Origin of the sequence: Sphingomonas sp. BT-65 (genome assembly GCF_026107375.2) — a bacterium.
Lineage (GTDB): Bacteria > Pseudomonadota > Alphaproteobacteria > Sphingomonadales > Sphingomonadaceae > Sphingomonas.
This window is the reverse complement of the sequence record NZ_JAPCIA010000002.1, coordinates 491,869-515,647: the sequence shown is the minus strand read 5'-3', so window position 1 is coordinate 515,647 and position 23,779 is coordinate 491,869. Positions and strand designations below refer to the sequence as shown.

The 23,779-nt window shown below is 67.9% G+C and carries 15 protein-coding genes; 10 read left to right on the top strand and 5 right to left on the bottom strand.

The annotated features are described in order from the left end of the window. Positions 1 to 10 precede the first annotated feature (10 nt). The gene (locus OK349_RS17035) at positions 11 to 751 is read right to left on the bottom strand and encodes a GntR family transcriptional regulator (RefSeq protein ID WP_265119100.1); all 741 of its coding nucleotides are present in this window, start codon (positions 749 to 751) and stop codon (positions 11 to 13) included. A gap of 274 nt (positions 752 to 1,025) precedes the next feature. Here OK349_RS17035 and OK349_RS17030 point away from each other — a divergent pair, with 274 nt between their 5' ends. The 5 genes from OK349_RS17030 (at position 1,026) to OK349_RS17010 (ending at position 10,198) form a co-directional block, all read left to right on the top strand. Next, the gene (locus OK349_RS17030) at positions 1,026 to 3,578 is read left to right on the top strand and encodes a family 20 glycosylhydrolase (protein ID WP_265119099.1); all 2,553 of its coding nucleotides are present in this window, start codon (positions 1,026 to 1,028) and stop codon (positions 3,576 to 3,578) included. Between the two features lie 203 nt (positions 3,579 to 3,781). Further along, positions 3,782 to 6,451, top strand: coding sequence for a TonB-dependent receptor (locus tag OK349_RS17025; RefSeq protein WP_265119098.1), 2,670 nt, complete (start codon positions 3,782 to 3,784; stop codon positions 6,449 to 6,451). A gap of 175 nt (positions 6,452 to 6,626) precedes the next feature. Next, positions 6,627 to 7,637, top strand: a complete 1,011-nt coding sequence (gene dgcN, locus OK349_RS17020; RefSeq protein WP_265119097.1) for an N-acetyltransferase DgcN — start codon at positions 6,627 to 6,629, stop codon at positions 7,635 to 7,637. Next, complete coding sequence (dgcA, locus tag OK349_RS17015; protein WP_265119096.1) at positions 7,622 to 8,593, top strand: N-acetyl-D-Glu racemase DgcA; 972 nt, start codon at positions 7,622 to 7,624, stop codon at positions 8,591 to 8,593. Before dgcN ends, dgcA begins: the two co-directional genes overlap by 16 nt. Positions 8,594 to 8,611: 18 nt before the next feature. Beyond that, the gene (locus tag OK349_RS17010; RefSeq protein WP_265119095.1) at positions 8,612 to 10,198 is read left to right on the top strand and encodes an N-acyl-D-amino-acid deacylase family protein; all 1,587 of its coding nucleotides are present in this window, start codon (positions 8,612 to 8,614) and stop codon (positions 10,196 to 10,198) included. Between the two features lie 6 nt (positions 10,199 to 10,204). Here OK349_RS17010 and OK349_RS17005 read toward each other — a convergent pair whose 3' ends face one another. After that, entirely contained in the window at positions 10,205 to 11,542 is a 1,338-nt protein-coding gene (locus tag OK349_RS17005) for a sigma-54-dependent transcriptional regulator (RefSeq protein ID WP_265119094.1), read from the bottom strand. Further along, the gene (locus tag OK349_RS17000; RefSeq protein ID WP_265119093.1) at positions 11,535 to 13,322 is read right to left on the bottom strand and encodes a sensor histidine kinase; all 1,788 of its coding nucleotides are present in this window, start codon (positions 13,320 to 13,322) and stop codon (positions 11,535 to 11,537) included. Before OK349_RS17000 ends, OK349_RS17005 begins: the two co-directional genes overlap by 8 nt. A 197-nt stretch (positions 13,323 to 13,519) precedes the next feature. Between OK349_RS17000 and OK349_RS16995 the strand changes: the two genes are divergently transcribed. Genes OK349_RS16995 through OK349_RS16985 form a run of 3 tightly spaced genes read left to right on the top strand, consistent with a single transcriptional unit; the run spans position 13,520 to position 18,921 of the window. After that, positions 13,520 to 14,854 carry a dicarboxylate/amino acid:cation symporter gene (locus tag OK349_RS16995; protein ID WP_265119092.1) on the top strand — a complete coding sequence of 445 codons (1,335 nt, stop codon included), beginning with the start codon at positions 13,520 to 13,522 and terminating at the stop codon, positions 14,852 to 14,854. Positions 14,855 to 14,911: 57 nt separating this feature from the next. Then, complete coding sequence (locus OK349_RS16990) at positions 14,912 to 17,992, top strand: TonB-dependent receptor domain-containing protein (RefSeq protein ID WP_265119091.1); 3,081 nt, start codon at positions 14,912 to 14,914, stop codon at positions 17,990 to 17,992. An 8-nt stretch (positions 17,993 to 18,000) separates the two neighbouring features. Further along, entirely contained in the window at positions 18,001 to 18,921 is a 921-nt protein-coding gene (locus tag OK349_RS16985; protein WP_265119090.1) for an alpha/beta hydrolase, read from the top strand. 9 nt (positions 18,922 to 18,930) lie between these two features. On the opposite strand, the gene OK349_RS16980 is transcribed toward OK349_RS16985, so the two are convergent. Continuing rightward, positions 18,931 to 19,656: a FadR/GntR family transcriptional regulator gene (locus tag OK349_RS16980; RefSeq protein WP_265119089.1), complete on the bottom strand. Its 726-nt coding sequence runs from the start codon at positions 19,654 to 19,656 to the stop codon at positions 18,931 to 18,933. A gap of 34 nt (positions 19,657 to 19,690) precedes the next feature. Next, complete coding sequence (locus tag OK349_RS16975; protein WP_265119088.1) at positions 19,691 to 20,584, bottom strand: DUF4861 domain-containing protein; 894 nt, start codon at positions 20,582 to 20,584, stop codon at positions 19,691 to 19,693. A gap of 157 nt (positions 20,585 to 20,741) precedes the next feature. Between OK349_RS16975 and OK349_RS16970 the strand changes: the two genes are divergently transcribed. Beyond that, positions 20,742 to 21,893 (top strand): glycoside hydrolase family 88/105 protein, encoded by a 1,152-nt coding sequence (locus OK349_RS16970; protein ID WP_265119087.1) that lies wholly within the window; start codon positions 20,742 to 20,744, stop codon positions 21,891 to 21,893. Continuing rightward, positions 21,893 to 23,758, top strand: a complete 1,866-nt coding sequence (locus tag OK349_RS16965) for a hypothetical protein (RefSeq protein WP_265119086.1) — start codon at positions 21,893 to 21,895, stop codon at positions 23,756 to 23,758. The genes OK349_RS16970 and OK349_RS16965 overlap by 1 nt, the downstream gene beginning before the upstream one ends. Positions 23,759 to 23,779 lie beyond the last annotated feature (21 nt).

Below are 23,779 nucleotides of genomic sequence, written 5' to 3'. Positions count from 1 at the left end.
CTAACGACCTTCAGCCGCTGTTGAGCTCCGCCACCCAGTCATAGGCATCACCGCGATAATAGCTCTGGGTGAACTCGGCGGTGCGGCCGTCGGACAGGAAGCCGCGGCGCTCGATGAACAGTCCGGGCGCGCCGGGTTCGATGCCGAGTATCTCGGCCTGCTCCGCGGTGAAGGCGATCGCGCGCAGCCGCTGGAGCGCGCGCACGGGCAGATGGCCCGCTGCGTCGAGCGCCGCGTAGAGCGAGTCCCCAACCACCTCGACCGAGGGTAGGCAGTAGGCCGGAATCGTCGCATATTCGAGCGCCATCGAGGTGTCGTCGGCATAGCGGATGCGGTGGAAGCGATAGACCAGCGACCCCGGCGACAGACCCAGCGACAGCGCTTCCTCGGGAGTCACCGAGCCGGCGGTGCGGCTCACCCATTCGCTGTGGGGCCGGCGGCCGCGCGAGATCATATCCTGCGAGAAGGAGGTGAGCTTCGAGAAGCTCTTCTCGACGCGCGGGCGCGAGACGAAGGTGCCGGCGCCGCGGCGGCGCGCCACCATCCCGTCGCTGACCAGCCCGTCGATCGCCTTGCGCACGGTGATGCGCGAGACGCCGAACTCCTCGGCCAGGTCGCGCTCGGTGGGAATCGCCTCCTCGGCCTTCACCACCTGGCCCTCGATCGCGTCGCGCAGGATCTTCTGCAACTGGAGATAGAGCGGAGTCGGATCGTCCTTCTGGAGTGGACCCACACGTTCGATCAGCGACAAGACATTTGCTCCACATCTGGCTGCGCAGCGCGATAATACCAATTCGGTCGTCACATGTGTTGCATTGGTGCCGAACCGTCAATCGCCGACGCGCGATTCCGGATAGCTGAGTACAATACGAATATGAAACCAATCTGACGCGGCGATCGAGATTCGTTGCAGCACGTGATCGCTATCCGAGGGTTCCTCCCGAAAAACTGCCAGTTTCTGAAAAACGTTGACCACCCCATGCCTACATGACAAATTGAATACAAATATCGATCAAGGAGGCAGGATGCGAGGACCGGGCTGGGCGGCGATGGCGGCATTGGTCGTGGCCGCGCCCGCGTTCGGACAGGTCCAGCCGTCGGCGCAAGCGACGCTGGACCAGCTTGCCGCGATGCTCGGCTATCGCTTCGCCGTGGTCGACAATCGGCCGCAATGCCCCGCCGGGCTCGACCCCTGTTTTCTCGCCACGATCACGCTGACCGTTCCCGCCACGGCGCCCGCGCAGCTGCCCGAGGGGCTGGCGCTCTATTTCAGCTTCGTCGACCGGCTGCCGCGCGTCGAGAGCGACGTCTTTGCGCACCAGCTGATCAACGGCGACCTGCAGCGACTGACGTTGAAGCCCGGCGCGGCGCTGAAGCCCGGCTCGACCCATGTCATCCGGTTATGGGGGACGGGCGCGAACTTCTCCAAGGCGTTCGCGATGCCCAACGCCTATCTGACGGCGGATGGGCTCGCGGCGCGGACGATCGTGGCGACGCGCCCGGCGATCGATCCCGATACGGGCCTCGAGTTGCTGCGCTTCGTCGCGCCGATGACCGACGAAGCGCGGCTCGCGACCAAGAGCGACGCTGACAAGACCCGTTGGCTGACCGCAGAACGCGCCTTCGACCTCTATGTGGCGCAACAAGCGCCGGGGGCGAGCGGCGTGGTGATCCTGCCCAAGCCGGTCAAGGCGGTGCAAGGCACAGGCGCGGCGGTCGACCTGACCCGCGGCGTGGCGGTCGAGTTCCGTGGCGTCGCGCGCGAAGCCGTCGCCCCGGCGCTCGCCGCGCTCGGCGTGGCGGAGGGCGGCAAGCTGCCGCTCTCGATCCGCGTCGATTCGGCGTCGCCGATCGCGCCGGAAGGCTATCGGCTCGATGCCAGCGCGGCGGGAATCGTCATCACCGCGCGCGACGCGGCGGGGGCGAGCCATGCGCTGCGCTCGCTGGCGCAACAGGCGGCGTTCGAGCAGGGGCGGATGCGGCCGCTCACGATCGAGGATGCGCCGCGCTACGGGTTTCGCGGGCTGCACATCGATCTCGGGCGCAACTTCCACGGCCGCGACCAGATCCTCAAGCTGATCGAGGCGATAGCGGCGTACAAGCTCAACCGGCTGCACCTGCACCTCGCCGACGACGAAGGCTGGCGGATCGAGATCCCGGCGCTGCCCGAACTGGCGGCGATCGGGTCGAAGCGGTGCCATGACCCGTCCGAGGTGACCTGCCTGCTGCCGCAGCTCGGCGCCGGGCCGGACGGGACGAGCGGGGTCAACGGCTATCTCTCGACCGCCGACTATATCGCGATCCTGAAAGCGGCGGCGGCGCGGCAGATCGAGGTGATCCCCTCGATCGACATGCCCGGCCACTCGCGTGCCGCGATCGTGGCGATGGAGGCGCGCCATGCCTGGCTGAGCGCCGCGGGGAAGAAGGACGCGGCCGAGCGCTATCGTCTGGTCGATCCCGCCGACGCCACGCAATATCGCAGCATCCAGAACTACAACGACAACACGCTCAACGTGTGCCTCCCCTCCACCTATCGCTTCGTCGATACGGTGGTGGACGCGCTGGTGGCGATGCACCGCGAGGCCGGCGTCCCGCTGCGCATTTTCCACCTTGGCGCCGACGAGACCGCGGGCGCCTGGGCCAAGTCGCCGGCCTGCGCGAAGATGATCGCCGAGAATGGCGGCGACACGGGCAAGCTGACCCCGCGCTTCATCGAGCGGGTGGCCGCGGGACTCGCGGCCAAGGGCATCCGCACCGCTGGTTGGAGCGACGGGATGGGACACACCGATCCGGCGCGGATGCCGGCACAGGTGCAGACCAACATCTGGGGCGTGCTCCACAACGGCGCGATCCGCGAGGCGCACGACCAGCTCAACCGCGGCTGGGACGTCGTGCTCTCGATCCCCGATCTCGGTTATTTCGACATGCCCTATGCCCCGCATCCCGAGGAGGGCGGCTATAACTGGGCGTCGCGCGGGGTGAGCACGCACCAGGTGTTCGGCTTCATGCCCGACAATCTGCCTGCCAACGCCGCGACGATCCGCACCACCTTCGCCGAGCCCAAGGCGATCGAGGACAAGCCCGTGCTCGAGGCGGGACAGAAGATCGCGGGCGTGCAGGCGCAATTGTGGAGCGAGACGATCCGCACCGACGCGCAGGTCGATTACATGCTGTTCCCGCGCCTGTTCGCGCTGGCCGAGCGCGGCTGGACGCCGGCGCCGTGGACTCCGCCTTATCAGGCGGGCGCGAACTATCGCTGGCACGATCCGCGGGTGGACGCCGCGCTGCTGACACGCGAATGGCGCGGCTTTGCCGGGCGCGTGACGGCGCAGTTGCCGCTGCTCGATCGCATGGGCATCGCCTATCGCGTCACGCCGCCGGGCGCGCGCATCGCTGGCGGCAAGCTCGAGGCCAACAGCGCGTTTCCCGGGATGGTGATCGAGTATCGCATGGGCGATGGTTGGAAACACTATGCGGGCCCGGTGGCGGTGACCGGAGCGGTCGAGCTGCGTACCCGCTCTGCCGACGGCAAGCGCGCGAGCCGCATCGTCCGGGTCGAGCCCGCGCCGCGCGACTGAACCCGCAGCGGCAGCGCCGTAGCGGAAACAGGTTTGTCAGCCGATCCAATTAGATACCAATGCGGCAATTCCTGTCGGGAATGCGCACATTTGTAGCCTACAAATCCCCCTTGACAGTATAGTCCAATAGGAAGATGGTCTTATTAATGTATGCATGTGGTACTCAACCGGGTGCCGCGGAAGATCAGGGAAGGGGATGGGACATGCGGATTCGGGCTTTCCTCGTTGGCACCGCCAGCGGCGTGGCGCTGCTCGCCAGCGCGGCGCAGGCGCAGGACACCGGCGGCCAGCCGGCGGCGCAGACCGCCGAGGCGGACGAGGGCGAAGAGGTCGTCATCTCGGGCTATCGCGCCGCGCTCGCCGCCGCGCTCGAGACCAAGCGCAACGCGGATGCGATCGTCGACTCGGTTTCGGCCGAGGATGTCGGCAAATTCCCCAACACCAACGTCGCCGAGGCGCTGACCCTGGTGCCGGGCGTGACCGTCGACCGCGCGTTCGGCCAGGGCGAGAAGGTCTCGATCCTCGGCACCGACCCCGCGCTCAACCGGACCTTGCTCAACGGCCAGACCGTCGCGTCGGCCGACTGGTTCATCCTCGACACGCCGGGCCGCACCTTCAACTACGCGTTGCTTGCGCCACAGCTGGTCAACCGGGTCGACGTTTACAAGTCGCCCGAGGCGCGGATCGACGAAGGCTCGATCGGCGGCACGGTCAACGTCGTCACGCGCAAGCCGCTTGAGCTCAAGGCGTTCACTATCGCCGGCTCGCTGGGCTATCTTTACAATGATCGCTCGGAAAAGGGCGACGTGCAGGGCTCGGCGCTGGTCAGCTGGCGCAACGAGGCGGGTACGTTCGGCATCCTCGCCTCGTTCCAGCGCGCCAAGGACCGGCTGCGCCGCGACGGCCTCGAATCCTACGGCACGATGCGCGCCGACCAGTGGGCGGGCGCAAACCCCGACAATCCGATTGATTCGCGCACCCGTGGCTGCCTGGGCGCCTGCGCGGCGACGCTGACGGCCAATCCCGGTGCGATCAGCCCCAACGCCTTCGGCACCTCCTATTTTGAGCAGGGCCGCGAGCGTCTCACCTATTCGGCGACCGCGCAGTGGAAGCCGGTTGACGAGCTCACGCTCGAGTTCAACTGGCTCAAGATCGACGCCACCTACGATAACCTCAATCAGTCGATGTACGCCTTCCAGGGCAATACCTGGAACAGCCTCGGCCAGCTCACCGACATCACGGTGCAGGACGGCATCGTCACCCGCGCGACGTTCGACAATGCGCTGAGCGTGCTCGACGTGCAGTATCGCGAAGCCGAGATGCATTCGAACACCTATCACGGCAAGCTGGGCTGGGACGGTGGGAACTGGGACGTCAACCTCGAGGGCGGCTTCTCCGACGCCGATGGCGGCACCAAGCGCCAGGTGTTCCTCGAATTCCTCAACTGGGCCGATTACACGGTCGACATTAGCGGCGCGCCCGGCAGCCCCGGCACGATCGACTATGCGACCGACGTCCAGGGCAATCCCGCGGCCTTCGTCACCGATCCGGGCTGGAGCGGCAACACCGTCGCAAAGCCGACCAGCGACAAGGAGCGCTACGGCCAGATCGATTTCGGCGTCGACTTCGACGGGGCGCTCAAGCGTTTCCAGATTGGCTACAAATATCGCCGCCACCAGACCGCGCAGCAATATGCCGGCATCTCGCTGACCGGGCTCGCGGTCGCCGCCGGGCAATTCTCGCCCGAGACCGTCGCCGACAATTATCTGAAGGGCATCAACGGCATCAACGACGAGATGGCTGGGCGCTTCATCATCAGCGGGGGGGCGATGGTCGACTTCCTCGAAGGGCGCACGCTGCCGACCCCGTCGATCTTCGCCGCGCCGGAGTTCACCGCCGGCAACTGGGAAGTGACCGAGGACATTCACGCCGTCTATGGCCAGGCGAATTTCGAGACCGACTGGCTGCGCGGCAATTTCGGCGTGCGCTATGTCAGCACCTCGACCTCCAGCGCCGGCTATGTCTGCGCGCCGGGAACGGCGTGCAATGCACAGGCGCATTGGTTGTGGGAGACGACGAAGACCAGCTACGAAGACGTGCTCCCCAGCATGAACCTCGTCGCCACGCTCAAGGAGGATCTGCTGTTCCGCTTCGCCGCGACGCAGGTGATCGCGCGACCCAACTATGCCGATCTCACCAACTTCTTCTGGCTGTCGGATGGCATCCTGATCGGCGGCGGCGGCAACCCGAACTTGAAGCCGTACAAGTCGGGTAACCTCAACGCGTCGCTCGAATGGTATTTCGCGCCGCGCGCGATCCTCGCCGCCGAGGTGTTCTACAAGGATATCGACAACTACATCCTGCAGCGCACCGCGCCCGAGCAGTATTTCAACCAGTCGCAGGGCTTCGTCACCACCTATCAGATCAGCCGCCCGTACAATGCCGGCCAGGCCAAGGTGAAGGGCTTCGCGCTCGCCTATCAGCAGAACCTGCCGCTCGGCTTCGGCGTGCTCGCCAACTACACCTATTCCGATGCCGAGGGACAGGCGGGCGCGGACCTGCCCTATAATTCGCGACACCAGGTGAGCTTCAGCCCGTTCTTCGAGAGCGGCCCGGTGGCGTTGCGCGGGACCTATACCTGGCGCTCGAAATACTTCACCGGTGTCGATCGCGGCGACAACATGTACGTGCGCGACAGCGCTAATGTCGACGTCTCGGCGACCTACAACATCACCAAGAATATCGGCATTACGCTGTCGGGCATGAACCTGACCGACAGCGAATATTATGCTTATGCCAACACCCCGCGCCTGCCGCGCGGCGTGTATCGCGCCGGGCGCCGCGCGATGGCGTCGATCAACGTCAACTTCTGACGCCCGCATTGCGGATGAACTTGCGGCGGCTGGGTGATCCCGGCCGCCGTTGTCTTGGGCGCTGCGCAGAGGGACGCATAGCCCAAGGCTATGCCCCGATACCGAATTTTCTATTGGCGATGGCGGGTGATATCCCGTTCAAGGCGAGCATCTTCCGGGGGAGACGCACACGCTCATGAGCCAGCCGCCCTATCTGCTGTACATCGCGCAGGCGACTGATCCGATCTCGGCCAAGACGGCGCGCGGGATCGCGGTGTGGCGGCCCGAATGGGCGGTCGGCCAGCTGCGCTCGCCCGGCTCGCCGATCGATCTCGGCGTGCCCGATATGGGTTTTGCCGAGGCCGTGGCGGCGGGCGCGCGGACGATGGTGCTCGGCGTCGCCAATGCCGGCGGCGTGATGGCGCCCGCGACGGTCGCCGACGTCATCGCGGCGATGGAAGCCGGACTCGACATCGCGAGCGGGCTGCACGAGCGGCTGACCGACCAGCCGGAGATCGCCGCGCGCGCTGCGCAGCTCGGCCGGGCGCTGTGGGACGTGCGCGAGCCGCCACGCGACCTCAAGGTCGGCACCGGCGCTCGCCGCGCTGGCAAGCGCCTGCTCACCGTCGGCACCGATTGTTCGGTCGGCAAGATGTACACGACGCTGGCGCTGGAGCGTGAGATGCGCGCGCGCGGCATCACGGCGGACTTCCGCGGGACCGGGCAGACCGGCATCCTGATCGCCGGTTCGGGTATGCCGGTGGATGCGGTGGTCGCGGATTTCATCTCCGGATCAGTCGAGCAGCTTTCCCCCGCGCGCGAGGATGGCGGTTGGGACCTGATCGAGGGGCAGGGGTCGCTGTTCCACCCCTCCTATGCGGGCGTCTCGCTGGGATTGCTGCACGGCGCGCAGCCCGACGCGCTGGTGCTGTGCCATGAGGCCGGGCGTGAGATCATGCGCCACATGAAGACGCACCGTGTGCCCAGCCTGGAGCTGTGTCTCGACCGCAACCTCGAAGCGGCGCGGCTGACCAATCCCGACGTCGTCGCGGTCGGCGTGGCGCTCAACACCGCGGGGCTCGATGCTGACGCTGCGGCTGCGGCCTGTGCCGCCGCCGAGGATACACTGGGCCTGCCATGCCAGGACCCGGTACGCCATGGGGTCTCGTGGATCGTCGACCGGCTCGGCCAGTGCTTCGCGCTGTAAGCACCGGGATCGAGCGCCGCGCGCTCCACACGCCGTTCCGCATCGCGCGCGGGTCGCGCACGCAGATCGAGCTCGCGGTGGTGACGATCCGCCAGGGCGATGCGATCGGCCGCGGCGAGGGATCGGTCACTGGACGCTATGGCGAGAGCGCGGAGGGCGTGGCTGACCAACTCCGCGCGATCGAGGGCGCGATTGCCGATGGCGCGGGACGCGACGCGCTGCGGGCGCTGATGCCGCCCGGGTCGGCGCGCAACGCGGTCGATTGCGCATTGTGGGACCTGGAGGCGAAGCTCGGGCTGGTGCAACCCCCCGCGGTGCAGCCGGTGCATACTGCGCTGACGCTCGGCATCGATACGCCCGAGGCGATGGCGGCCGCCGCGCACAAGCTCAAGGGCGTGGCGATCGTCAAGGTCAAGGTCGACGGCAACGAGCCCGCGGCGTGTCTGCGCGCGATCCGGCCCGAAGTGCCGGGCTCGCGCCTCGTGGTCGACGCCAACGAGGCATGGACGATGGCGCAGGTCGAGGCGTTGCAGCCGCTGCTCGCCGAGCTCGAGGTCGAGTTTCTCGAGCAGCCGCTGCCCGCCGCCGAGGATGCGGCGCTCGAAGGGTTCAAGGGGCTGGTCCCGATCTGCGCCGACGAATCCTGCCACGTGACCGCCGATCTCGACCGGCTCGTGGCGCGCTATCAGATGGTCAACATCAAGCTCGACAAGACTGGCGGGCTGACCGAGGCGCTCGACCTGCACGCCGGGGCGCGGGCGCGTGGGCTCGGGGTGATGGTCGGCTGCATGATCTCGACCTCGCTCGCGATCGCCGCGGCGTTCCGCGTCGCGGTGCAGGCCGACTGCGCCGATCTCGACGGGCCGCTGTGGCTGGCGGAAGATCGGTCCGGCGGCATCCGCATGGGCGAACACGGGCTGATGCACCCGCCCGAGCCTGGTTTCTGGGGTTCATAGACGAAGGGGAGCGACGCGATGCGCAGGATATTGCTTCTGGCCGCCACGGCGGGGCTGGCCATGGGCGCCGCGCCCGCCCCGCAGGCGATCGTGATCGCGGGCGGGACGATCTATGACGGCAGCTCGCCCAGCCCCGTCACCGGCGATGTCGTGATCGTCGGCGACCGGGTCGTCGCGGTCGGTCCCGGGGCGGCGGGCGAATATCCCGGCGCGCGGGTGATCGACGCCAAGGGGCTGGTCGTCGCGCCCGGCTTCATCGATCCGCATACGCATTCGGACGCGCTGATCCGCGGCAAGACGCCCGAGGAGCGGCTGGTGACGCCGTGGCTGATGCAGGGCGTCAGCACGATCTTCACCGGCATCGACGGCTATGGCCAGGGCGAGGGGACGGTGAAGGACCTTCTCGACCATGTCGATGCCGGCGGCGTGGGGCCCAATGTCGCGACCCTGGTCGGGTTCGGCGCGGTGCGCGTGAAGGTGCTGAAGAACGACGATCGCGCGCCCAAGCCCGTCGAACTCGAACGGATGAAGGCGCTGACCGCGCAGGGCATGTGCGAGGGCGCGTTCGGCCTCTCGACCGGCCTGTTCTATGCGCCGCAGAGCTTCGCGCAGACCGAAGAGGTGATCGAGGTCGCGCGCGAGGCGGCCAGGCGCGGCGGCATCTACGACACCCACCAGCGCGACGAATCCTCCTACTCGATCGGGCTGATCAACTCGGTCAAGGAAGCGGTCGAGATCGGCCGCCAGGCGGGGATGCCGGTGCATTTCGCGCACATCAAGGCGCTCGGCGCCGACGTCCACGGCAAGGCGAACGAGATCGTCGCGACGGTGGATGCGGCGCGCGCCAGCGGGTTGAACGTCACCGCGGACCAATATCCCTATGAAGCCTCGGGCTCGAGCCTGGTCGCGGCGCTCGTCCCGCGCTGGGCGCAGGACGGCGGCGCGGCGGCACTGGTCAAGCGGATCGAGACCCCGGCCGAACGCGCGCGCATCGTCGCGGAGATGCAGACCAATCTCGTCCGTCGCGGCGGCGCCAACGCGGTGCTGCTGCGCGGCGACGGCAAGCCCTGGGCGGGCAAGCGGCTCGATGTGGTCGCCGCGGAATGGAAGGTCGATCCGGTCGAGGCGGCGATCCGCATCATCCTCGCCAACCAGGGGGGCGGCTCGCCGATCGTCTCGTTCAACATGATCGAGCCGGACATCAAGCTGCTGATGCAGCAGCCCTGGGTGATGACCGGCTCCGACGGATCGGCCGGACACCCACGCATGTACGGCACCTTCCCGACCAAATACGCCAAGTACGTGGTCGCGGAGAAGACGATCGACCTCGCGACCTTCATCAACTCGAGCACCGGCCGCACCGCCGATTTCTACAAGATCGACCGCCGGGGGCATCTCAAGCCCGGCTATTTCGCCGATATCGTGGTGTTCGATCCCGCCGCCTATCGCCCGCGTGCGACCTATCTCGAACCGGCGCGGCTCAGCGAGGGGGTGCGCACGCTGCTGGTCAATGGCACCGCGGTGATCGAGGGCGGCAAGCTCACAGGCAAGGCGGGGGGCAAGGCGCTTCGCCACCGCACGCCGCCGGCGACCTGCCCGGGCTGAACCGGATCAGCGCCGGGGTCGGCGGGCGCGATAGTCCGACGGCACGATGCCCGCGCGGTTCATCTTGTCGTAGAGCGTCTTGCGCGGCACGCGCAGCAGCTCGATCGCGCGGGTCACGCTGCCGTTCGCGATCTGCAACGCCTCGCGCACCAGCGCCTCCTCATAGGCACGCATGCGTTCGGCAAGGCCGAGTTCGGGCGCTCCCCCGGCGGCCGGATCGGCGAGGTCGAGCACCGCGCTGAATGCGAAGTTGCGCAGCTCGCGGACATTGCCGGGCCAGTCATGCTCGATCAGCCGACGGCGCACCGCGCCGGTCATGCGGAACTCGGCTTGCCCGGTCTGCTCGCTTGCCTCGCGCACGAAGGCGGCGAACAGCGGCGCGATATCCGCGCGCCGCTCGCGCAGCGGCGGGAGCGACAGCCGCACGACGTTGAGCCGGAAGAACAGGTCGCGGCGGAACGCGCCCTGCTCGATCAGCGTCTCCAGCCCCGGCTTGACCGAGGCGATCACGCGCAGGTCGAGCGGCACCGGCCGTTGCTCGCCGATCGGCAGCACCTCGCGCTCCTCGATCACGCGCAGCAGCCGCGACTGCACGCCGAGCGGCATGCCGTCGATATCGTCGAGGAAGAGCGTGCCGCGGTCCGACGCCTCGATCCGTCCGGTGCGTGCGAAGCGGGCATTCGGTACGGCATCAGCGGCGTGACCAAGCAGCTCGATCTCGGCATAGGCCTCGGGCAAGGCCGCGCAATTGACCGCGACGAACGGGCGCGCACTGCGCGGCGAGCCGCGGTGGAGCATCGCCGCGACCAGCTCCTTGCCGGTGCCGGTCTCGCCCTCGATCAGCACGTCGATATCGGCGCGCGCGACCTGCGCGATCGTCTCGCGCAGCCGCACCATCGCCGGGGTGTCGCCGATCAACGGGCTCTCGCCGCGCGCTGCCGCGTCAGCGCGCAGGCGGCGATTGTCGAGCACCAGCGCCCGCGCCGCCAGCGCCTTGGCGGCCGAGGCGGCGAGATGCCCGGCGGCGAAGGGCTTGGCGAGGAAGTCGAACGCGCCGTCCTGCAGCGCGCGCACCGCCATCGGCACGTCGCCATGGCCGGTGATCAGGATCACCGGGATCTCGGGATCGATCGCGCGGATGCGCTCGAAGAACTGGAGTCCATCCATCCCCGGCATGCGGATGTCGGTGATCACCGCGCCCGCAAAGTCGGGCTTGATCGCGCCCAGCGCCGCCTGCGCCCCGGCGAAGGGCTGTACCGCGAGGCCGGCAAGTTCGAGCGTCTGGACGTTCGCCTCGCGCATTGCCGCGTCGTCGTCGACGAACAGGATGAGTGGCTCAGCCACGCGCCGCCTCCGGCAAGGTGAGACGGAACGCGCCGCCGCCGAGCGCGGACTCGGCCAGGCTCAGCTCCCCGCCGAAATCTCGCGCAATGTTGCGCGCGATCGGGAGGCCGAGGCCGAGGCCCTCGTCGCGGCCGGTGACGAAGGGCATGAACAGCTGGTCGCGGAGATGCGCCGGCACGCCCGGGCCATTGTCCGCCAGCTCGATCGCGACATGGTCCGCGCCGCGGGTGGTGCCGATCCGGATCACCGTCTGCTCGCGCCCGGCCAGCGCGTCGAGCGCGTTCTGGATCAGGTTGATCAGGATCTGCTCCAATCGCACGCGATCGGCGGTCACCTGGAGCCCGGTCTCGCCGATGCGCTCGAGCGTCACGCCCTGCGCGCGCACCCGGTCGCCGATCAGCAGCAAGGTCGATTCGATCGCCGCGTCGACGTCGACCGCCCCGGTCTCCGGCGTGCGTCGTCGCGCGAAGTTGCGCAGCTCGGCGGTGATCGTGCCGATGCGCTGGGTCAGCTCGACGATGCGCGCGAGGTTACCATCGGTGCGCGCGCCGTCGCCCTTGGCGAGGAACCCCTGCGCATTCTCGGCGAAGCTGCGGATCGCCGCAACTGGCTGGTTGATCTCGTGCGCCACGCCCGCGGTGATCTGTCCCAGCGAGCCCAGCCGGTTGGCCTGCGCCAGCTCCTCGCGCGCGGCGCGATAGCGCTGGTCGGCGCGCGCGCGTTCGGCGCTTTCGGCGACCAGCTGCGCGTTGGCCTCGCGCAGCTCAGCGGTGCGCTCGGCGACCTGGCCTTCGAGCGCGCGCTGCGCGGCGATCTGGAGCAGCCGCCGCTCGCGCGCGCGCCACATCAGCAGCAGCGCGCCGGCGATCACCACCAGCGCGCCGACCGACACCAGCCACGCACTCGCCCTGGCGCTGCGCATCGCCGGGTCGAGCGGGAACAGCGCGCGTAGCTGTGCTCCAGCGAGCGGCAGCCCGGTCGCGGCGATGCGGCTGCCCGGCTCCTCGCCGGCCATGCGCGCCGTGCCGTCCGCGATCGTCAGCGGCAGGGGAGCGAGCGGCAGATCGCCATATTGCCGCGTCGTGCGAATCGCGGCGCGCGCATCGGGCCCGAGCTGCCCGATCGTTCCGAAACGCCAGCCCGGCTCGCTGGTCACGATCACCACGCCATGCCGGTCGGTCACGATCGTCTCGCCCTGCTGGCGCGCCCACGCCGCCTGCATCCTCTCGAATTCGATCTTGACCACGATCACCCCGAGTGGCCGTGCAGCATCGCCGATCCGCCGCGCGAGATAGAGGCCGGGGCGGCCGCTCACCGTGCCGAGCGCGAACAGCTCGGCGCCGCCATCGCGGATCGCGCCCTGGAAATAGGGGCGGAAGCCGTAATCCTGCCCGACGAAGCTGGTCGGCAGGCGATAGTTGCTCGCCGCAACGGTGCGGCCCTGTGCGGTCAGCACATAGATCACCGCCGCATCGGTGCGCTGTGCGAGCAGCTCGAGCCGTGAGTTGATCCGGCCGATCGTTGCGGCATCGCCGGTCTCGAGCATCGCGCGCACGTCGGGATATTCGGCGAGCACCAGCGGGAGCAGCCGGAACTTCTGCAGCTCGCTCGCAAACAAACCAGCATTGTCGCGGGCCAGCTGGGTGGCGGCGCGGTCGGTCGCCGACACCGCCTGCTGCTGCGCGATGCGGAAGGCGAGCACCGCGACCAGCGCCAGCAGTACCGCGCCCGCCGCCGCCAGCAGCACGAGACTCCGCGTCGATCGAGTCACGCCTTTCATTTGTGCGGAATATCACACATTCTTGGATTTGCATGTGCGCATTTTCGCACAGGTTCGGCGGCACAGTTCGCTGGTAAAGTCATGTAAATCAACTGCTTGGCTAGATTCTTGGGGTTCGTGCGGTGACGGAAGGATAACGGCACCGCCGCTGCACGTGGCCCAGAATCGACGCCGGCAAGGCGCGACGGGAGGATAGAATGGCGATCGCACTCGAATATTCGACGCAGCCGCAACGGCGCGGTCACTGGCTTGGGCAGCTTTATGTCCAGGTGCTGATCGCGATCGCGCTCGGCGTCGGCATCGGCTTCTTCTGGCCGAGCGCGGGCGAGTCATTGAAGCCGCTCGGCGACGCCTTCATCAAGCTGGTCAAGATGATCATCGCCCCGGTGATCTTCCTGACCCTCGTCACCGGCATCGCGGGGATGAGCGAGCTCAAATCGGTCGGCCGCGTCGCGGGTAAGGCCTTCGCCTATTTCCTGTTCTTCTCGACGCTCGCGCTGATCGTCGGGCTGATCGTCGCCAACACGATCCAGCCGGGCGCGGGGATGAACGTCGACCCGGCCTCGCTCGATACCGGCGCGGTCAAGGATTACGTCGCCAAGGCGCACGACAGCTCGATCGTCGCCTTCCTGATGGCGATCATCCCGACCACGCTCGTCTCCGCGCTCGCCGGGGATTCGCTGCTCCAGGTGCTGCTCGTCTCGATCCTGTTCGGCATCGCGCTGTCGATGGTCGGCGAGCCCGCCGCGCCGGTGCGCGACCTGCTCGAGCGCACCGGCCTGGTCGTGTTCAAGCTGGTCGGCATCCTGATGCGCGCGGCGCCGATCGGCGCGTTCGGCGCGATGGCTTTCACGATCGGCAAGTACGGCATCGAATCGCTCGCCAACCTCGCCGGGCTGGTCGCGACCTTCTACCTCACGTCGATCATCTTCGTCGTGGTGGTGCTCGGCATCGCCGCGCGGCTCGCCGGTTTCTCGATCTTCAAGCTGATCCGCTACCTCCGCGCCGAGTTGCTGCTGGTGCTCGGCACCTCCTCGTCCGAAAGCGCGCTGCCGAGCCTGATGGACAAGATGGAGCGCGCCGGCTGCCAGAAGTCGGTCGTCGGCCTCGTCGTGCCGACCGGCTATTCGTTCAACCTCGACGGCACCAACATCTACATGACGCTAGCGGCGCTGTTCATCGCGCAGGCGTGCAATGTCGACCTCACGCTGGGCGACCAGATCGCGCTGCTCGCGATTGCGATGATCTCGTCCAAGGGCGCCGCGGGCGTCACCGGCGCGGGCTTCATCACGCTCGCCGCGACGCTCTCGATCGTGCCCTCGGTGCCGGTCGCGGGCATGGCGTTGATCCTCGGCATCGACCGCTTCATGAGCGAGTGCCGCAGCCTCACCAATTTCATCGGCAATGCCGTCGCGACGATCGTCGTCGCGCGCTGGGACAATGCGCTCGACCGCGACGCGCTCGCACGTGCGCTCGACGGTCCAGCGCCCGAAGCCCCCGCGCGCCCGGCGGTGGAGACCGACCCGGATTGAACCAACGAAAAGGGAAGCGCGGACGAGGAAGCCGCCTTCCAGCAAGGGAGAGAAGAGATGACCGACCGGACCAGGCTTCGCATGCTTTGCGGCGGCACTGCGCTGATCGCGCTGGCGATCGCGCTGCCCGCGCAGGCGCAGGACGGGGGCCTTCCGCAAGCCGATCCGGCCGCGGAGGAGGCTTCGCCGGCCGAGCAGGAGGTCGTGGTGGTCGGCAGCCAGATCAAGGGCAAGATCACCGCCGCGCTTCCGGTTTCGGTGGTCGACCGCGACCAGATCGACGCCACCGGCGCGCTCTCGGGCGACGATCTCATCCGCTCGATCCCGCAGGCCGGCGACGTCACCTTCAACGAAGCGAACAACCCGCAGACCAGCAATGCGGCGCGCGGCGACGTCAACTCGATCAACCTGCGCAACCTCGGCGTCGGCAACACGCTGACGTTGCTCAACGGCCGCCGCCTCGTCAGCCACCCGACCAGCCAGGCGGGTGACGGCAACGTGCCGGTGCTCGGCTACAACTCCAACTCGCTGCCCGTCGCCGGGCTCGAGCGGCTCGAGATCCTGCGCGATGGCGCCTCGGCGATCTACGGCTCGGACGCGGTCGCGGGCGTGGTCAACACCGTCACGCGCAGCGACTATGACGGCGCCCAGCTCGACTTCCGCTACGGCTATGCCGAGGGCACGCATCGCAAGGAATATGAAGGCACCGCGCTGGTCGGCCACAGCTTCGACGAGGGCCGCGGCAACTTCTCGCTGTTCCTGAACTATGTCCGCCGCACCGCGCAGCTCGCCGAGGACCAGCCCTATACCGCGACCGACAATCTCATGTCCTATTTCGAGGACGACCCCGCCTTCGCCGGCAACCTCACCGCCGATGGCCGCGCCACCCAGAGCCCGTGGGCGAACCTCGCCGTGGTCGGCGGGCCCGGCACGATCCGCCGCAGCCCGGGCAACCAGGCGATGACCTCCTCGGCCGGCGCGTTCCACACCCAGTCGTCGGCGAACCCGGGCTGCGCCTTCACCGTCAACACCAATGTCTGCTTCGGCACCGGCACCCGCGCGACCGGCACCACGCTGCGCAGCGAGCGGTTCGACACGCGCCCCGGCACCACCGTCACGCCCTCGTTCGACCGCTACAACGCCTTCTTCACCGGCCGCTACGAGGTGAGCGACGCCGTCGAACTCTATACCGAGCTCGGCTATTATCTCGCGGACACGCGCCGCATCCAGCCGCCGACGATCAACTTGAACGCGATCGTCATCCCGGCGAGCAATTACTGGAACCCGTTCGGCCCGGTCACCTTCGCCAACGGCCAGGCCAACCCCAACCGCATCCCGGGCCTCACCAACGTCCCCGCCGCGGGCCTGCCGGTGCGCCTCACCACCTATCGCTTCGTCGATGCCGGCAACCAGGTGGTGGACGTCGAGAACTGGCAGTCACGCTTCCTGCTCGGCGCGCGCGGCAAGCTCGGCAGCTTCGACTATGACACCGCGGTCCTCTATTCGGAGGCGCAGGCGCGCGACAGCTCGAATGCGATCGATATGACCGCGCTTCAGCGCAATCTCGCCTTGTCGACCCCGGATGCGTACAATCCATTCAGCGGAGGGTGTTCCGCAACACCATCGGTCGGCGACTGCTCGCCCGCCAGCCAGGCGACGATCGACTCGTTCAGCTTCAACCTGGTGCGCAAGTCGAAGACCAGCTTGTTGCTCGGCGATTTCAAGCTCTCCAACGCCAGCCTGTTCGACCTGCCTGCCGGCGGCCTCGGCATCGCGTTCGGCATCGAGGGGCGGCGCGAGACGCAGGAGGATATTCGCGATCCGCGCCTCAACGGCACGATCACCTTCACCGACATGGTGACGGGCGAGACCAACCTCTCCAACGTCGCCGCGGTCAGCCCGACGCCCTCGACGCGCGGCAGCCGCAGCGTATTCTCGGCCTTTGCCGAGCTCGCGGTGCCGGTGGTCTCGCCCGAGATGAACGTGCCGCTGGTCCACCGGCTCGACCTTCAGCTCGCCGGACGGTTCGAGGAATATTCGGACTTCGGCTCGGTCGCGAAGCCCAAGATCGCCGCCGCCTGGGATATCGTCGACGGCCTGCGCCTGCGCGGCTCCTGGTCGCAGGGCTTCCGTGCGCCGAACCTCGAGCAGACCAAGACCGTCGCCTATTCGCGGCTCAACTCGAACACCGATTATTACCGGTGCGAGGCCGATCTGCGCGCCGGCCGCATCACGAACTATTCGGCGTGCAGCCGCGGGATCAGCTACTCGATCTTCATCAGCGGCAATCCGGATCTGAAGCCGGAAGAGAGCACCAACTGGACCGTGGGCACGGTGATCGAGCCCAAGTTCATCCCCGCGGAATATGGCCGCCTGACGCTCACCGCCGATTTCTGGTCGATCCAGCAGACCGGCATCGTCGGCCAGTTCGGCGCGCAGAATGCGCTGGTGCTCGATTATCTCCTGCGGCTGCAGGGATCGAGCAACCCCAACGTGATCCGCGCGGCGCCGACGGCGGACGACACGCCGGTATTCGCCGGAACCGGGCTTGCGGCGGCAGGCGCGGTGACGCGGATCAACGACCAGTTCGTCAACCTGTTGCCGCAGACGGTACAGGGCATCGATCTCGCGCTGCTCTACAATGTCCGCACCGGCATCGGCCGGTTCGACGTCGCGCTCAACGCCGCGCGCCTGACCAAATTCTCGCGCGATACGCCGCCGGCGGTGCAGGCGCTGTTCGACGCGCGCGAATCCGGGGCGATCGATCCCGCCACCCCGCTCACCGACGCCAGTGATCTGCTGGAGGAGCGCGGCCGGCCCAAATGGCGCGTCACCGGATCGCTCACCTGGTCGCACAAGGGCTTCCAGATCGGCGCGTTCGGCAACTATATCGGCAAGGTCTACGACACCAATTTCCTCGACGCGCAGGGCAATCCGTATCCGCTTGAGGGCAAGGCGTTCTTCAACCTCTACGGCCAGTATCGCATCCGCAGCGGGCCGCTCGAGGACACGCGCTTCCGCATCGGCGCGCGCAACATCTTCGACACCCAGCCGCCGATCACCGCAGATGGCTATCTGGGTTCGCTCTACGTGCCTTATGGCCGATACATCTACGCGTCGATCGGCAAGAAGTTCTGAGGGAAATGATGATCCGCTGGCTCGCCGCGTTCGCCCTGCTCCTCGTCGCGGTTCCGGCCGCGGCGCAGGGCGGGGAAGTGATCAACCTGTGGCCGGGCGCGATGCCCGGCGGCGGCAGGCCGGCTGGCCCGGAGAAGATCGGCAATGAGGGCGCGGCGACCGGATCGGTCTCCAACGTCACCGTGCCGCGCATGGTGGTGGTGCGGCCGGAGAACCCGAATGGCGCGGCGGTGCTGGTGATCGGCGGGGGCGGCTATTTCCGTATCCAGATCGGCAGCGCGGCGATGCCGACCGCGCAGTGGCTGGCCGAGCGCGGGGTCACCGCCTTCGTGCTCTACTACCGCCTGCCCGGTGACGGCTGGAATGCCGACGCCCCGTTCCAGGACGGGCAGCGCGCCATGCGGCTGCTGCGCGGCAACTGGAAGACGCTGGGGATCGATCCCAAGCGGATCGGCGTGCTCGGCTTCTCGGCGGGCGGACATCTCGCCGGCACGCTGGCGACGCGCGGGGGCGACGCTTTCTACCCGCCGGCCGATGCCGTCGACCAGGTTAGCGCGGTGCCCGACTTCGCCGCGCTGATCTACCCGGTGATCTCGATGCGTGCGCCGATCGACACCACGCGCACCGCGCGCGAACTCAAGGTGCTGCCCAACTATCGCGACGCCTTCTCGGTAGAGGCGCATGTCGGCTCAGCGACGCCGCCGATCTTCCTCGCCCATGCCGCCGACGATCCGATCGCCGCGCCCGAGCACAGCCTGCGGCTCCACGCCGCTATGCTCGCCGCCAAGCGACCGGTCGAGCTGCACTTGTTCGAGGCCGGCGGTCACAGCTTCGCGCTGGGCAAGCGCGGCACCACGACCACCGCCTGGCCGCGGCTGTTCCTCGCCTGGGCGCGCAGTCACGGCTGGGTGCCTGCCCAGGGCGATTGAGGGTCGCGCTCAGTCGGGCGCGCGCGAGGTGCCGGTAGCCTTGAGCTTCGCGTAGCGCTGCATCGATTTCATCATGTGCTGCCGCGCCGCGCGCCGTGCGGCGGTCGCATCGCCCGCCTCGATTGCGGCATAGATCGCCTCGTGATCGCGGTTGATCGTGCGCGCGTAACGCTGGTGCTTCTTGGCGTCGCTGCCCTGCAGATAGAGCCGCCGCGACGGCACCAGCCGCACGCCCAGGAACTGGGTGAAGCGCAGGAAATAGGCGTTGCCGGTCGCGCGCGCTATCGCGGCATGGAAGGCGGCATCGGCCACCACCGATTCGTCAACATCGCTGCTCGCGTCCATCACCGCCAGCGTGCGGCGGATCTCCGCGAGATCCTCCTCGGACCGCCGCTGCGCCGCGAGCCCGGCCATCTCGACCTCGAACCCCATGCGCATCTCGAGCAGCTTGAGCACGTCGTCAATCGCGCTGACCTCGTCGGCGGTCAGCTGGAAGGCGCGATACTGCGCCCCCTCGGCAACATAGGCGCCCGACCCTCGCCGCGAGATCAGCAGCCCGCGCGCCGCCAGCCGGGAATAGGCCTCGCGCACCACGGTGCGGCTGACGCCGAAACTCTCGGTGATCGCCTTCTCGGTCGGAAAGCGCGATCCGGGCGCCATCTCACCGGTCTCGATCTGCTCTTCGAAACGCTGGACCAGATTGTCTGCCAGCGATGCCGCCTTGGTAACCGCCATGATGCGAGCGTTACCATTGCCGCCATGCAGCTGGCTAGGGTGTGAAATCGGGGGTCTCCTTGTCCACCTGCGCCTGCCAGGATTCGCGCGTCGCGAAGTCGGGGCCGCGGTCCCATGCCGCGCCGGCATAATAGACGAACGGCTTGCCCGGTTCGGCCCGCACCAGGATCAGATAATTGTCGGCATCTTCGGCAAAGCCAGCGAACGCACGCGGATCGACCATTACTGCCGCCGCCATTGTGCCCTTGGCCGGGTCGGTGGGGCCCCACCAGGTCAGGCGCGCACGCTCGGCGTCCTTGGTGATCTTGCCGAGTTGCCCCGGGGGGACCGGCCGCTTCGAGATGCCGATGCCGACGATCAGCGGCCCCGCCCGGTTCGAGCGCAGCGTCGAGACCATCCGCGTGAAATTGGTGCCCGCGGGCAGCGTGAAGCGGCGTGTCTCGGACACGGTCCGCGCGACATCGACCGGCCACGGCTCATAGTCGACGGTGAAGTCCGCGACCTGCGGCCCCGCGCTCGCGATGCGCGGCCGCACATAGTTGCGCGAGGTCCACAGCTTGTTGTCATGCCAGACGCCGAGTCCGCCCACGCCGCGCCCGGTGCCGACATTGTAGAAATCGAGCCCCTCGCCATGGTCGGCATGCTGGTCGCCGGTGCGCAGCTGCCGGTCCATATAGGGCCAGCGCACGCGCTTGCCCCAGGCGTCGATCCCCGAGGAGGAGGGCGGCTCGGCCTGTTCCAGCGCGCGCGAATAGATGCGGAAGGCGATTCGGTCATTCTCCCACAGCAAGTCGCCATAGCGATAGTCCGCGATCGACACCGCGGCGCGCGCCTGCTGTTCCTCCGGCGTCGCCTGCCGCAGCGGCGCGCGATCCTGTGCCAGCGCGGTGCTCGCCGGAAGCAGGAGGAGCAGGGCCCGGATCCTCATTTGATTCCTTTCGCGAAAACGGCGAGTTGTGTGACAACCTTATTGACACGATCGTCCGAAAAGGAAAGAGGTATGCTACCGGTGTCAAGGACAAGAATCCGCAACAGGGGAGAGGAATGATGACGCACGATCGCTGGGCCGGCACGGAAGATTCGGCATGTCACCGACCCTGATCGCGCTCGCCGCCGCGGCGTCACCGGCCGCTATCGTCGAGACCAGGGCAGCGATGCCGCAACCCGCCGCGATCCTCGCCGAGACGCGCCGCGTTGCCGACTGGCAGCTCGCCAACCGTACCAACTGGGCGACGATGCCCGCCGCGCGGCCGAGCGTGCGCAACCCGCGCGACTGGCAGCAGGCGGCCTTCTGGATCACGCTCACCGATCTCGCTCAGCGCGATCGCCGTTATGGCAAGCCGCTGCTCGATCTCGGCCGCGAGCTGCAATGGAAGCTCGGCGACAATGTCTTCCACGCTGACGACCAGCTCATCGCGCAGGCCTGGATCTGGGCGTCGCGCAACGGTGCCGGTCCGGCCGCGCTCGCGCCGGCGCGCGCCTATTTCGACAATGTCCTCGCCAACCGGCCCACCGGCAGCCTCGAATTCATTCCCGGTGCGCCCGGCGCGGGCTGGTCCAAATGCACCGATCGCTGGTGCTGGTGCGACGCGCTGTTCATGGCCCCGCCGACCCTGCTCCGCCTTGCCATCGCCACCGGCGATAAGCGTTATGCCGATTTCGCACATGAGGAGTTCAAGGCAACCACCGATTACCTCTACGACCCGTCCGAGCGCCTCTATTTCCGCGACAGCCGCTTCTTCGACATGCGCGACGACAAGGGCCGCAAGCTGTTCTGGAGTCGCGGCAATGGCTGGGTGATGGGCGGGCTGGTGCGCATGCTCCAGGTGATGGACCGCAAGGACCCCAAGCGCCCCTATTACGAGAAATTGTTCCGCGACATGGCGGGCAAGCTGGTGACGCTGCAAAAGGCCGACGGCTATTGGCCAGCCTCGCTGCTCGACGGTGATCCCGGGACTCCGCCCGAGACCAGCGGCACCGCCTTCTTCACCTATGCCTTTGCCTGGGGTGTCGATGCCGGGCTGCTCGATCGCGCCACCTATCAGCCCGCGGCGATCAAGGGCTGGAACGCGGTCGTCCGTGCCGTGCAGCCCGACGGGATGCTCGGCTGGGTCCAGCAGGTCGGCGACCGGCCCAACAGCGTCTCGGCCACGGAGACGCAATTCTACGGTTCGGGCGCCTTCATCCTCGCCGGCACCGCGATGTACGATCTCGCGCGCAAGGGGACGAAGCGCTGATGCGAAAGCTGGTTTGCGTACCCGTCCTCGCCGTGTTGCTCGCCGGCAACGCCGCGCCCGCCGATCTATGGGCGGGCAAGCCGCACGGTCCGGTCTATCTCGTCGATGTCGCGCCGATGGACCGCACCGTCCGCACCCGCCTGATGCCGCAGGTCGAGACGCTGCTCGAGCAGTTGCTGCGCGAAAAGCGCGGCATGCGCCTCGGCGGGGTCGCGGTGTTCGAGAGCGGCGACAAGTTCCTGCCCGGCAAGATCGCCGCGGCGATGGCCTATCGCATCACCACGCTCGACAAGAACGATCCGCGGCTCGCGCAGCGGCTGGAGGATTTCGCCGACATCGCGGATCTGACGCTCGGCGATCCCAACGATACTTGGGGCATCTATTACTACATCTCGGCGCTGCACGACCTGAACGAGCGTGGCCTGCTCGACCGCGCGGTGCGTCCCGCGACGCTCGCCAGGCTCAAGCAGAAGCTCGACTGGCGTCACTTCGTGCGCCCCGATCTCACGCTGATCAATCTGCCCAACAACTATTACGGCGTCGCCTTCTCGGTCGCGCGCCTGCGCCATCTGATCGGCTGGGAGGATGCGGTGGGCGCCGACCAGCTGCTCGCGCGCACGCTCGATCATTATCGCAAATATTCGGGCACCTACGGCTTCGCCGACGAGACCGAGGGCAAGGGCCGGTTCGACCGTTATTCGGTGCTGCTGATCGGCGAGATCGCGCACCGGCTGATCGAGACCGGCATGACGCCCTCGGCCGAGGTCAAGGGCTGGCTGCGCAAGTCGATCGACCTGCTGCTGCCGCGCTTCAACCTCACCGGCGAGGGCTTCGAATATGGCCGCAGCATCGGCACCTATGGCGAGACCGCCTTCCTCGAAGTGCTCACCGCCGCCGCATTGCTCAAGGTGTTGACGCCGCAGGAGGAGCGCATGGCCTATGCCTTCTCCAGCCGGATCAGCGCGCGCTATATGGATTTCTGGGTCAACCCGGCGACCGGCTCGGTCGACATGTGGGGGCAGGGGCGGCGCACCGACGATTATCGCGGCATCCACCGCATCTTCGGCGAGAATCTGAGCCTCGCGCGCCAGCACATCTACACCAACGCGATCTGGAACCGGTTGGGCTATGCCGGCCGCGTGCCCGATCCCGGCTATGCCAAATGGCTGGAGACGCTGCCGCGTTCGACGCTCACCTGGTTCGCGCGCGGTGAGCACGACCGCGCGGTCGTCACCGTCCGCGACCGCGGCCGGGTGATCGGGCTGCCGATCATCAACGGGGCCGGGGGGCAGCATATGCACAACCCCTATTTCCCCGTGCCCTTTTCCCCCGGCATGCTCTCGGGCTCGGCCGACGCGACCTATTCGCATCTAATACCGCGCATCACGCTGGCCGATGGCGCGGTGCTGATGCCGCTCGCCTTCTTCAAGGACGTGCGCGTCACGCGCCGCGGCGCGACGACGCAGGTCAGTTGGCGCCAGGACGCGCTTGATCTGATGGGGGAGAATGACGCCCGGCCCGACCGGCGCGCGAGCATCGAGACCAGCTACACGCTCGCCGCCGGCCGAATCACCCGCAGCGATCGCCTGCGCCTCGCGCCTGGCGTGCGCGCGGCGAAGATCGATCTCGAATATGCCAGCTTCTCGACGGCGCCGTCGGTGCGCGGCGGCGAGGTGCGCTTCGCTACGGGCGACGTGCGGGGCTTCGCGGCGACCGGCTATGACGGGTGCGCGGCCGGAAAACCCGAAAAGCCCGAATATCGCGCGCCGACCGGAGCCTTCGCCACGATCGTCCACTGCACGCAATCCGCGCCCACGGCGCGTGATGGCGTCATAGCGCTAACCTGGAATTTGTCCTACAACTGATCGATTCTGACGGTTGACTCC